The sequence below is a fragment of the Shinella sp. genome (assembly GCF_035998705.1).
Lineage (GTDB): Bacteria > Pseudomonadota > Alphaproteobacteria > Rhizobiales > Rhizobiaceae > Shinella.
This window is the reverse complement of record NZ_DASYHH010000011.1, coordinates 75378-87702: the sequence shown is the minus strand read 5'-3', so window position 1 is coordinate 87702 and position 12325 is coordinate 75378. Positions and strand designations below refer to the sequence as shown.

The following is a 12325-nucleotide window of genomic DNA, read 5'->3' as shown; positions in this document are numbered from 1 at the left end:
GGAATGACAAAGGAGGCGGCTATGAATGCCCCCGTTCGCAAATCAGACCTGTCTGGAACCATATCGCTGCCCATCGAGGGCATGACCTGCGCGTCCTGCGTGGGCCGTGTCGAACGCGCCCTGAAGGCCGTGCCGGGTGTCGAGACCGCATCGGTCAACCTGGCGACGGAACGCGCGAGCATCCGCACCAGCACGCCCATCGCCCGTGCAAAGCTCGTCGAGGCCGTCGAAAACGTCGGCTATTCCGTGCCGGCGCCATCGGCCGGATCGGCAGGTCCCACGGAACTATCGATCGAAGGGATGACGTGCGCATCCTGCGTCGGCCGCGTCGAACGCGCGCTGAAGGCGATCCCCGGCGTCACGGGTGCGGTCGTCAATCTGGCAACGGAACGCGCGACGATCCACGGCAACGCCGAGACGGCGACCCTGATTGCCGCCATCGAAGACGCCGGTTACGAGGCGACACTGATCGGCGCGGCCGCCGGCAATGGCGACAAAGACGAAGACGCCGGGCGGGCGGAGAAAAAGGAAGCCGAGCGACGCGAACTCGCCCGCGATTTCACCATGGCGGCGCTGCTCACCGCGCCGGTCTTTGTCATGGAGATGGGGTCGCACCTCATTCCTGGCGTGCACGGCATCATCGAATCCACCATCGGCATGCAATGGAGCTGGTACATCCAGTTCGCGCTGACAACGCTCGTGCTCTTCATTCCGGGCATTCGGTTTTATGACAAGGGGCTGCCGGCGCTCTGGCGTCTTGCCCCGGACATGAACTCGCTCGTGGCCGTCGGCACGCTTGCCGCCTATGGCTATTCGCTGGTCGCGACCTTCGCACCCAGCTTCCTGCCGCCTGGAACGATCAACGTCTATTATGAGGCAGCCGCGGTCATCGTGACGCTCATCCTGCTCGGCCGCCTGCTCGAGGCGCGCGCCAAGGGCCGGACATCCGAAGCGATCAAGCGCCTGGCCGGCCTTCAAGCCAAGACTGCGCGCGTGCGCAGGGACGGCAAGGCGGTCGACTTGCCGATCGGCTCGGTCGTTTCCGGCGATATCGTCGACGTTCGTCCCGGTGAGCGCTTGCCCGTCGATGGCGAGGTGGTCGAGGGCGAGAGCTATGTCGACGAGTCGATGATCACCGGCGAGCCGATCCCGGTGTCGAAATCGGCGGGCAGCGCGGTCGTCGGCGGCACGGTCAACCAGACGGGCGCATTCGCATTCCGCGCAACGGCCGTCGGCGGCGATACGGTGCTGTCCCGGATCATCAAAATGGTCGAAGAGGCGCAGGGCTCCAAGCTGCCGATCCAGGCGCTGGTCGACAAGGTCACCATGTGGTTCGTGCCGGCCGTTTTCGCCGTCGCGGCGCTGACCTTCGCGGCATGGCTCATCTTCGGCCCCTCGCCCGCGCTCACCTTCGCACTGGTCAATGCCGTCGCCGTGCTGATCATCGCCTGCCCCTGCGCGATGGGCCTGGCAACGCCGACCTCGATCATGGTGGGCACCGGCCGCGGCGCCGAACTCGGCGTGCTTTTCCGCAAGGGCGAAGCGCTCCAGTCGCTGAAGGACGCCCGGGTCGTGGCGGTCGACAAGACCGGCACGCTGACCGAGGGCAAGCCGTCCCTGACGGACCTCGAACTGGCCGTTGGCTTCGACCGGTCGACGGTCCTGGGTCTTGTCGCCGCCGTCGAGGCCAAGTCGGAACACCCGATTGCCCGCGCGATTGTGGATGCGGCCACAGCCGAAGGCATCCCGCTTCCAGCCGTCTCGGACTTCGCATCGGTAACGGGCTTCGGCGTCAAGGCGATCGTCGATGGCAAGCGTGTTGAAATCGGCGCAGACCGCTACATGGTGGAACTCGGCCATGACGTGGTCGCCTTCTCCAAGGTTGCCGAGAGACTGGGCAACGAAGGCAAGTCGCCGCTCTATGCCGCGATCGACGGCAGGCTGGCGGCGATCATCGCTGTGGCCGATCCGATCAAGGACACCACGCCCGCGGCCATCAAGGCCTTGCACGATCTCGGCTTGAAGATCGCGATGATCACCGGCGACAATGCCCGCACGGCCAAGGCCATAGCGGCCCGGCTGGGGATCGACGAGGTGGTGGCGGAAGTGCTGCCGGACGGCAAGGTCGATGCGGTCCGCCGTCTCAGGGCCAAGTACGGCAAGGTCGCCTTCGTCGGCGACGGCATCAACGACGCGCCCGCACTGGCGGAGGCGGATGTCGGTCTCGCCATCGGCACGGGCACGGACATCGCAATCGAGGCGGCGGACGTGGTCCTGATGTCGGGCAGCTTGCAGGGCGTGCCGAAGGCGATCGCCCTGTCGAAGGCGACGATCGGCAACATCCGGCAGAACCTGTTCTGGGCGTTTGCCTACAACACGGCGCTGATCCCGGTCGCAACCGGCCTTCTCTATCCGGCTTATGGCATCCTGCTGTCGCCGGTCTTTGCCGCGGGCGCGATGGCCTTGTCCAGCGTGTTCGTGCTCGGCAATGCGCTTCGGTTGCGCAGGATCAAGCTGGCGGCCTGACAAAACACGGCGACCGACCCCATATCCGGGGTGGGTTGCCGCATGATTTCATGGAGAATGCTGATGAATATCGGACAGGCATCAAAGGCGTCGGGCGTCTCGGCCAAGATGGTGCGCTACTACGAGCAGACCGGCCTCATCCCGGCGGCCGGCCGGACGTCTTCCGGCTATCGCGACTATTCCGACACCGACGTCCACATGCTGCGCTTCATCCGCCGCGCAAGGGACCTCGGTTTTTCAGTCGCCGAGATCGCCGATCTTCTCGGCCTGTGGCGTGACGAGGGCCGACAGAGCGTCGAGGTCAAGCGCCTGGCGCAGGGCCACATCGACCAGTTGGAAAAGAAGATCAAGGGTCTGCAGGACATGGCCCAGACGCTCACGACGCTGGTCAATGCCTGCCACGGCGACCATCGCCCCCATTGCCCGATCCTGCAAAGCCTCGAAACCGACCCTGAGGACGAGGACTTGGCCATCCAGCCGCGCGCCGGTGCGGTCGCACGCTGACTGTCACGCCGGTTGCAGGACGACATGGCCGTCCGAAACGGCAACGAAGGCATCTCCGTCGCCATGGTCCGGCAGTTCGACGGGCACGGGCTTCTGGCCGGTGCGCCGTCGGCCGAAGCGGGGAACCGCGTCGAGCAGGTTGCGCGTATAGGGGTGTTGCGGGTTTTCGATGACCGCCGCGACAGGCCCGAGTTCCACCACACGGCCGCGATGCATGACGGCGATGCGGTCGCAGAGACGGGCGACCACGGCCATGTCGTGCGAGATGAAGAGGTAGGACAGCGGGCTGTCCTTCTTGAGATCGGCCATCAGATCCAGGATCTGTGCCTGAATGGTGACATCGAGCGCGGAGACCGGCTCGTCCGCAACCACGATATGCGGGTTCGGGGCGAGCGCCCGTGCGATCGCGATGCGCTGGCGCTGCCCGCCGGAGAACTCGTGAGGGTAGCGCTCGGCATATTCGCGGCTCAGGCCGACACGCTCCAGGAGATCGGCAACGGTGCTCCTGATCTCGCGCCAGTCGGAGATGCCGGTCGCATAGATCCCCTCGCCGATCTGCCGGCCGACGGTCAGCCTTGGGTTCAGCGACGAATAGGGGTCCTGGAAAATCATCTGGCATCGCCGCAGCTTCTCCCGCCGCAGCGGCGGCGAAAGCGTGTCGACACGGTCTCCCTCGATGAACAGCTGCCCCTCCGTCGCGCTGTCGAGGCCCACGGCAATGCGCCCGAGGGTGGATTTGCCGGAGCCGCTTTCGCCGATGATGCCGAAGGTCTCGCCCGGCTCGAGGTCGAGCGAGACGCCGTTCAGCGCGTGTATGGTGCGACCGCCCGATGTGAAGGTCTTGCGGATGTTGCGCAGTTGCAGGATCGGCGCGGACTTCATGCGGACACCTCCGGTCTCGTCTCGCGCCGGCGCAATCCCTTCTCCACGGTGAGGTGCGAGGCAAGCAGGGCCTTGGTGTAGTCATGGCTCGGCGCACCGAGAACGTCGTCCACCGCTCCGGTTTCCAGAATCCGTCCGCCGCGCATGACCGCGACGCGATCGGCCGTCTCGGCGACGACGCCGATATCGTGGGTGATCAGCAGGATGCCGGAGCCGGTGCGCGCCTTGAGATCGACCAGCAGGTCCAGCACCTGCGCCTGCACGGTGACGTCGAGCGCGGTCGTCGGCTCGTCCGCGATCAGGATGCCGGGACGCAGCGCCAGCGCAGCTGCGATCATCACACGCTGCCGCATGCCGCCGGACAGCTGGTGGGGATATTGCGCGAGCACGCGATCCGGCTCGGGAAACCCGACGTCTTCCAGGCAGGTGCGCGCGGCTGCAAGTGCCGCCTGGCGCGTGACCCCGTCATGGCGGATGAGGCCTTCCGTCATCTGCCGGGCGATCGTCAGCACCGGGTTGAGCGACGTCATCGGCTCCTGGAAGATCATGCCGACCTTGGCGCCGCGCACATCCTCCATCCGCCGCCGGGGGAAGGAGGCGATATCGTCGCCGTCGATGTCGATGCGCCCGCTCATGCGGGCCACTTCGGGCAGAAGCCGCATGATCGACAGCGACGTCAGGCTCTTGCCGCTGCCGGACTCGCCGACCAGCGCGAGGATCTCGCCCTTGTTGAGGTCGAAGCTGACATTCTGGACGGCGTGGAACGCGCCGCCCCTGCCCTGGAACGAGACGGAAAGGTCGCGCACGCTGAGATAGGGTCTCGTCATGGCCGGCCCCTCCTGCGTGGATCGACGAGGTCGCGCATGCTGTCGCCGATCAGATTGAACGAGAGGACCGTGAGGCAGATCGCAAAGCCCGGGAAGATCAGGATCCACGGCGCCTTGGTGATGTAGTTGCGGCCCGACGCGAGGATCGCGCCCCATTCCGGCGACGGCGGCTGCACGCCAAGGCCGAGGAAGGAAAGGCCCGCCGCCGACAGGATCGCCGAGGAAAACCCCAGCGTTCCCATGACGATGAGGCTCTGGCCGATGTTCGGCATGACATGCACGCGCACCAGCCGCCCCGAGCGTATGCCGGCAAGCCGTGCGGCTTCGATATAGGGCTTGGCCCGTTCGGCGGCTGCAAGACCGTAGGTGACGCGGGCATAGAACGGCACGAGGCTGATGGCGATCGCCAGCGTCGCATTCTCGATGCCCGGCCCGAGGAAGGCGACAAGCGCCAGCGCGATCAGCGTGTCGGGAAACGAATAGAGCACATCGATCACGCGAAGCAGCACGGCCTCGACGATGCGGCCGGAAAAAGCCGCGACGAGGCCGAGCAGGCCGCCGATGACGATGCCGCTGACGACGGCGGCAATGCCGATGCCGAGCGAAAGCCGGCCGCCGAGCAGCACACGGCTGAACAGGTCGCGGCCGAATTCGTCGGTGCCGAAGAAATGCGCCGCCGACGGTGCGGCAAGCCGCGGGCCCGCCGCCATGCGCATCGGATCGAAAGGCGCCAGATAGGGCGCAAACAGCGCCGCGGCAACGATGAGGAGCGCCAGGCCGAGGCCGAGCAGCGCGGCGATGGACAGGGGCCGGCGCTGCGTTTTGGTTTCGGCGACGCCGGTCATTTCTGCCTCATGCGCGGATCGAGAAAGCCGTAGAGAATGTCGATCAGCATCGAGACGACGACCACGGAGGTGGCGAAGACGACGATGAAGCCCTGGATCATCGGATAGTCCCGCTCCAGCATGGCCTGCACCGCGAGACGGCCGATGCCGTTCCACGAGAAGACGTTTTCGATGATGACCTGCCCTCCGAGCAGATAGGCGAAGACGAGGCCGACGACGGTCACGATGCTGATCAGCGCCGGGCGGAGCGCATGCACGAGAAGCACCTGGTGTTCGCGAAGTCCCCTGGCGCGCGCGGTGCGGATATAGTCTTCCGCCAGGACTTCGATCAGCGCGGAGCGCGTCATGCGGGCGACGAGGGCGCAATAGGTGAGACCCAGCGTCAGCGCCGGCAGGATGATGTTGCGCCAGCTCGATCCCGCGACCGGCAGCCAGCCGAGCTTCAACGAAAAGACCTGGATCATGATGAGGCCCAGCCAGAAGGCGGGAATGGAGACGCCGAGCACGGCGATCACCATGACGGCGGTGTCGGCGAACCGGCCGCGGTTGATGGCGGCCAGGAAGCCGAGCGGGATGCCGATCGCCAGCGCCACCGCCAGGCCGGACACCGCGAGCGCGAACGTGTTGGGCAGCCGCTGCAGGAAAAGCGCCGCCACCGGCTCGTTGCCGCGGATGCTCATGCCCATGTCGCCTTGCAGCACATGCCAGAGGTAGAGCGCCACCTGTTGCCAGACGGGAAGATCGAGGCCGAGGCGCGAGCGCATCTCCGCCATCGCCTCCGGCGTCGCCGTCACCGATTGCGCCATCATGGCGGTCACCGGGTCGCCCGGCACGACATGGATGAGGATGCCCGAGAGCACGATCACCGCGATTACGGTCGCAAACGCGACCAACGCCCGTTTCAAGATCAAAAGCAGCATCAGGAACCGATTTCCCCAGAGGCCTGCTCCGCCGGGAAGACGGAGCAGGAATGACACATCATTCGGCGACTGTGACGTCGTTGAAGAGCAGGGATACCATGAAGCCCATCTTGAAACCGTCAACCTTCGCATGCGACGCCATCAGCCAACCCCAGCCGGGCGACAGCAGCGGAACCGCATAGGCATTTTCCATCAGATACTTCTCGATCTCGTGGATCTTTGCGGCGCGCGCGTCGCCGGAAAGCTTGCGCTGTTCCTCCAGCATCGCATCGACCTCCGCATTGAGGCCCATATTGACGAAGCCGGGGCGCTTCCAGAGGAAATAGAGGTAGTCGGGATCGACACCGGACATGCCCATCGTCCAGACCGCGGGCTCGCCGTCGGTGCGCGCGTTGACTTTCGTCATGTCGTCGAAGAAGGCGGCGACCTCGCGCGTTTCGATTTCCGCGTTCACATTGATGGCGGCGAGATCCTGCTGCATGATCTGGTGCATCTGGTCCCAGCCCGGCAGCTTGTGCACGAGCAGCTTCACCTTCAGCGGATTGTCCTGCGTGTAGCCGGCAGCCTCCATGATCGCCTTGGCGCCGGCCGGATCATAGGTCACGCCCCAGGTCTTGCAGAGTGCCTCGTCGGTCGAGAACAGGTTGGGTGCCACCGGGCAGTCCGCCGTTTCGACAAGCCCTTCGAAGGCGATCGACGCATAGGCATCGCGGTTGAGCGCCATGCCGATGGCCTTGCGGATTTCCGGCTTGTCGAGCGGCTTGATCTTCCAGGTGAAGGCGGCGAGCATCTGCTGGCCGGAGAGTTCGGCCGCATAGACCTTGAAATTGCTGTCGCTCTTCAGGTCGGTGGCTTCCTCCAGCGACGGCTCGACGAGGTCGGCTTCACCGGAGCGCAGGGCGGCCATGCGGGCAACCGCTTCGGGAATCACCCTGAAGGTCAGCTTGTCGATATGCGGCTTGCCGGGGTTTTCGATCAGCGGGTTGACGTTCTGGTAGTCGGCATTGGCCTCCAGCTGGATGCTGTCGTTTCGCGTCCATTCCACGAGCTTGAACGGTCCGGTGCCGATCGGCTTGAACGTCGCCTCGGCAAAGGAAGAAGGGCAGATGAAGGCTGCCTGGATGCTCGTCAGGAACGACGTGAACGGGCCATAGGGCTCGGAGAGCGAGACCTTGAGGACGTTGCCCTCGACGGTGCTGCCGGTGATCGGACCCCAGGCCGAGAGGTTCGGGTTGACGGTCGCCGGATCGAGCGCCCGATCGAGGCTCGCCTTCGCCGCCGCAGCATCGAAAGCGCTGCCATCGTGGCACTTGATGCCGTCGCGAATGGTGAAGGCGTAGGATTTTCCGTCGTCCGCCATCGACCATTCGCTTGCAAGACCCGGATGAACGGAGCCGTCCTTGTCCATGCTCAGCAGCGTGTCGAAGATCAGGTTGGTGATCTGGAGCGACTGGGTGGTGCTGGCCTTGTGGGCATCCAGGCTGTCGGCATCGACCGAACGCGCGACGGTCAGTTCCACGGCACCGGCGGACGAGACGCCCGCCAGCGTGGCCATTGCCGCTGCGGCCAGAAGCCGGAGCCGTTTATGTGAAGATTGGTAGCTCATGCGCTTTGTTCCCTCTTGTTTGGTTGATTCTCAAGCGATGGATACGGGTGGCCGCTTGGCCCCCCACGGCCTTGCGACCTCGAGCTGCGACGCCAATCTGAAAAGCAGGCCCTCGGCCGCCGGGGCGGCCGCGAACTGGACGCCGATCGGCAGCCCCTCCCCGTTCCAGACGAGCGGCACCGACATGGCCGGCGAACCGTTGACGTTGAAGATGTGCGTGAAGGGCATCCACGACAGGTAGAATTCATAGTGGCCGCGCATGGTGCTCGCCTGCGGGAAAGCCGTGTGCGGCAGTGGCGGCTGGGCAAGGGTCGGCGACAGGAACACGTCGTAGCGGCTGAAGGTGGAGGTGACGGTGGACGCCACCGCATGCAGGCGCGTGGTGGCGACATTGACATCCACCGCCGAGATCCGGTTGCCGGCCTCGATCATCTCCCACAGCATCGGTGGAAAGTCGGCCGTCGTGAGACGGCGGCCGAGCACGCCCTCCTCGAGGCGCATGTCGGTCGCGTATTCCGCCAGGATGAATGTCTCGAAGGCATCCCAGCCGTCCTCGGGAAGATCGATGTCATAGGGCTCGCAGATATGGCCGAGCTCTTCCAGCAGCTTCACCGTCTCGGCGACGGCGGCGACGCAGTCCGGATGGGTCGATGCTCCATACGGCGCCCGGGTCGACACGGCGATGCGCAGCTTGCCCGGATCGCGACCGACGTCGCTTGCGAAGTTGCCGCCGGCCGGACTGTTGAAGAACTGCCCGGCATAGGTGCCGGCCGTCGCATCCATCATCGCGGCACTGTCGCGAACCGAGCGGGAGAGCACATGTTCCACCAGCATGCCCTGCCACGTGCTGCCCGACGGTGCGACCGGGTTGCGGCCGCGGGTCGGCTTCATGCCGAAGCAGCCGCAGACCGACGCCGGCACGCGGATCGAGCCGCCGCCATCATTGCCATGCGCCATCGGCACCACGCCCGCCGCGATGGCGGCGGCCGTTCCGCCGCTCGACGTGCCGGCCGTCCGGCTGGTGTCCCACGGATTGTTCGTCACGCCATGGGCCCTTGAGCGCGTGGTCCAATCCATCGCAAGTTCCGGCACCGCGGTCTTGCCGAAGATCACGACACCCGACTGCTTGAAGCGGCGGACGAGTTCGGCGTCCTCTTTCGGCCTCACGGACGCGCGCGGCGGCCACCCGGCGCCGGTCGGCTGCCCGCCATAATGGGCGGTCAGGTCTTTCAGCAGGAAGGGAACGCCTTTGAACGGGCCGTCGGCCAGGTCCTCGGCGATGAAGCGCCGCGCCTCGTCCTCGAACGTGGCAACGACCGCATTGAGGTCGCCGTTGACGGTATCGACGGCCGTAAGCGCCGTATCGAGAAGCTCGCCCGGCGTGATCTCGTCTTTCGCCACCAGCTCGGCAAGCCCTGTCGCGTCGTAATTCCGGTATTCACTCAGCTGCACGCTCGTCGTCCCCGTTCAGAATATGCACAAAACTACGGCGCGCCTAGAATTTTGGCATGATCCCGAAGGGTGAGGTCGAGAAATAAGTTCGTCCCACCCGAAAGGGTGATATGAAGGCGGATAGACGCTAATCCACGCGGGTATCCGTTGTCGCAAAGAACGAGCCTGATCAATCGCCATATCTCGCCGCCGCGTGCCTCCCAGGGCGTGATCAACCGGCCACGGCTGACGACGTTGGCCGACACCGTGATGCAACACCGCCTTTGCCTCGTGCACGCGCCCGCCGGCTCCGGCAAGACGACGCTGCTTGCGCAATGGCACGAAGCGCTGATGGACGCCGGCGTGCTGACCGTGTGGTACTCCACCAACGATGCCGACCGGGATCCGCTCGGTTTTGCCGACGGGCTGATCCGGGCGATCGAAGTCAATCTGAGCCGTGCCGGCGCCTCCATCCCCTCCCTCGACACGCCGGATGCGCTGGCGCGTCTCGTCGCCCTCCTGTCGAAGCGCGCCGGCTCCGGACCCATCGCGCTCTTCATCGACGATTATCACCTCGCCGAAGGCGGAGACGGCGGAGACACCATCAACCGCATCCTTGCCGCCCGCATGCCACAGCTCACCATCGTGCTGGCGAGCCGCAGCCGCCCTTCCATTCCCATCGGCCGGCTGCGCGTCAATGGCGAGATGCTGGAAGTGCCGGTGGAGGACCTGTTCTTCGACGAAACGGAAACCGAGGATTTCTTCCGGGCAACCTCGTCCGTTCCGGTCAGTGCGGAAGAAAGCCGGCAGATGCACCAGTATACGGAGGGCTGGGCGGCGGGCCTTCGGCTTGCCTCCCTCGTGCTCGGCCGCATGCCCGGCGCCCTCAGCCTGTCGCCACCCACCGGCAGCCACCGCGCCTTTGCCGAATATTTCCTCGAAGAGGTCATCCTCGGCCTGCCCGACGACGTCTACCGTTTCCTGACCATGACCTCGATCCTCGATGCGCTGAACGGCGGGCTCTGCAACGCCGTCACGGGACAGGACAACGGCGACGCGATGCTCTCCTTCCTGGAAGAGGAACAGCTTTTCCTCGCCGCTCTGCCGGGTCCGCAGCGCTGGTACAAATACCATCATCTGTTTCAGGAATTCCTCCAGGCCCGGCTCCATGCCGAAACGCGCACCAGGGTGGCTGAACTGCATGCGCGCGCGGCGCAATGGTTCATCGAAAACGGCTCGCCGATGGATGCGGTCCGCCACGCCTTCCTCGCGCGCCGGCCGGCCTGGGCCGCCGAACTGATCGAGAGCTACTGCCTCTACGACTATCTCAGCCATGGCCGCTTCGAAATCTTCTCCCGCTGGATGCAGCAATTGCCGCGCGACGCCCGTGAGGAGCGCCCGCTCCTGCTCTTCCTGCAGGTCTGGCGGTCGATCAACCTGCGCCGCTTCCTGCAGGCCGAGCAGACCCTGCGCACGATAGAGGACGCCGCCGCCGACAAGCAGAGCCGCATGTCGATCATCGCCCGTGAGACCGGACTGGATATCGAGGGGCGGCTACATCTGATGCGGGCGCTGATCGGCGCCTATGGCGGCGATATTGCCGGCGGCCTCGGCCATATCGCGCATCTTGGCAGCCGCGAGCTGGATCAGCTCGCCTTCGGCCAGGTCGATCTCGATTCGATCCGCAGCTATCTCGTCCTGCACGAAGGCAATCTGGAGCTGGCGGAGAAGCTGACCTGGCGGGCAAACGGCGTCTATGACGCCATGTCGTGCCATTGGGGCGGCATCCATTCCCGCTGCATCGCTGCTATGTGCTACCTCACGCGCGGCTGGATCCGCGAAGCGGCCAATGTCGTCGAGGATGCGCTTCGCATCGCGCAGAGCCATTTCGGCGAGCAATCCTACATGGTCGCCCTGCCCTCGGCGCTTCTGGGCGTCATCGCCTTCAACGACGGCGATTTCGACCGGGCCGAGCGGTTTTGGACAAGGGCCATGCCTTCGGACGCCATGACCGACGTTTCCGGCCTCTGCGAGCGCCTGCTCATCGCGACGATCGGCCTGGCCCGCGTCTATGATGCGACAGGACGATCGGAAGACGGAACCACCGTGCTCGTGCGCGCCAGCCGACGCGCCTACGAAGGCGAGGACTTCCGCCTGGAGTTCCAGCTGGCGATCGAACGGGCGGACCGCGCATTCCGCCTCGGCAATCCCGCGGAGGGCCTGCGCGAATGGGAACGGCTCTGCCTGCATCTGCCGGAGGCGCGCAGGCGCTACCCTCCGTCCGCCTGGCATATCTGGGATCCGTTCCATGTGGTCGAAGCCCGCGCCTCGATCGAGGCTGGTCAAACCGGGTCTGCGCTCGCCAAGCTGAAGGAGGTCGCCGGCAGGGCACGTCGGGAGGGCCGCCTGCTGAACGCCCTTCAGATCGAGACTCTCATCGCGGCAATCGCCGGTGAACCGCGCCCGGCCGACACGCAGAACCATCCCGAGCTCGGACACCTGCTGAGCGTCCATCTCTCCCCTCGGCGCGACAATCCGCCTTCCACGAGCACCCGGCGCACCCCCGCCCCCGCCACGGCGCTTTCCGGCCTGCTGACCCAGCGGGAAATCGAGGTTCTCGAACTCATGCAGTGGGGCATGTCGAACGGCGACATCGCGCGCAAGCTCGACATCAACATCAACACCGTCAAATCCCACACCAAAAACCTGTTCGCCAAACTCGGCGTCAAAAGCCGCACGCAGGCCATCCTCGCGACGCTGAACGACATGTAGGCGACGATTCCA

The 12325-nt window shown here is 65.5% G+C and carries 7 protein-coding genes and 1 pseudogene; 3 read left to right on the top strand and 5 right to left on the bottom strand.

The window, feature by feature from the left end:
• Positions 1-21 precede the first annotated feature (21 nt).
• Positions 22-2526 (top strand): heavy metal translocating P-type ATPase, encoded by a 2505-nt coding sequence (locus VGN93_RS09475; RefSeq protein WP_327507290.1) that lies wholly within the window; start codon positions 22-24, stop codon positions 2524-2526.
• 63 nt (positions 2527-2589) lie between these two features.
• Positions 2590-3030, top strand: coding sequence for a Cu(I)-responsive transcriptional regulator (gene cueR, locus VGN93_RS09470; RefSeq protein WP_327507289.1), 441 nt, complete (start codon positions 2590-2592; stop codon positions 3028-3030).
• Between the two features lie 3 nt (positions 3031-3033).
• Here cueR and VGN93_RS31280 read toward each other — a convergent pair.
• The 5 genes and pseudogenes from VGN93_RS31280 to VGN93_RS09440 all read right to left on the bottom strand — a co-directional run bounded on the left by VGN93_RS31280 (position 3034) and on the right by VGN93_RS09440 (position 9562).
• Positions 3034-4739 (bottom strand): annotated as a pseudogene (locus VGN93_RS31280) (ABC transporter ATP-binding protein).
• Positions 4736-5584 carry an ABC transporter permease gene (locus VGN93_RS09455; protein ID WP_327507286.1) on the bottom strand — a complete coding sequence of 283 codons (849 nt, stop codon included), beginning with the start codon at positions 5582-5584 and terminating at the stop codon, positions 4736-4738. The pseudogene VGN93_RS31280 and the gene VGN93_RS09455 overlap by 4 nt, the downstream one beginning before the upstream one ends.
• Complete coding sequence (locus tag VGN93_RS09450) at positions 5581-6504, bottom strand: ABC transporter permease (protein ID WP_327507285.1); 924 nt, start codon at positions 6502-6504, stop codon at positions 5581-5583. Before VGN93_RS09450 ends, VGN93_RS09455 begins: the two co-directional genes overlap by 4 nt.
• 58 nt (positions 6505-6562) lie before the next feature.
• Positions 6563-8110 carry an ABC transporter substrate-binding protein gene (locus tag VGN93_RS09445; protein ID WP_327507284.1) on the bottom strand — a complete coding sequence of 516 codons (1548 nt, stop codon included), beginning with the start codon at positions 8108-8110 and terminating at the stop codon, positions 6563-6565.
• A 30-nt stretch (positions 8111-8140) separates the two neighbouring features.
• Positions 8141-9562, bottom strand: a complete 1422-nt coding sequence (locus VGN93_RS09440; RefSeq protein ID WP_327507283.1) for an amidase — start codon at positions 9560-9562, stop codon at positions 8141-8143.
• A 147-nt stretch (positions 9563-9709) separates the two neighbouring features.
• On the opposite strand from VGN93_RS09440, the gene VGN93_RS09435 reads away from it, so the two are divergent.
• Entirely contained in the window at positions 9710-12313 is a 2604-nt protein-coding gene (locus tag VGN93_RS09435) for a LuxR C-terminal-related transcriptional regulator (protein WP_327507282.1), read from the top strand.
• Positions 12314-12325: the final 12 nt, after the last annotated feature.

Excerpts from the sequence above, each read along its gene's own strand:
- cueR (WP_327507289.1), top strand. The coding sequence starts at position 2,590 with ATGAATATCGGACAGGCATCAAAGGCGTCGGGCGTCTCGGCCAAGATG.
- VGN93_RS09445 (WP_327507284.1), bottom strand. The coding sequence starts at position 8,110 with ATGAGCTACCAATCTTCACATAAACGGCTCCGGCTTCTGGCCGCAGCG.
- VGN93_RS09450 (WP_327507285.1), bottom strand. The coding sequence starts at position 6,504 with ATGCTGCTTTTGATCTTGAAACGGGCGTTGGTCGCGTTTGCGACCGTA.
- VGN93_RS09455 (WP_327507286.1), bottom strand. The coding sequence starts at position 5,584 with ATGACCGGCGTCGCCGAAACCAAAACGCAGCGCCGGCCCCTGTCCATC.
- VGN93_RS09475 (WP_327507290.1), top strand. The coding sequence starts at position 22 with ATGAATGCCCCCGTTCGCAAATCAGACCTGTCTGGAACCATATCGCTG.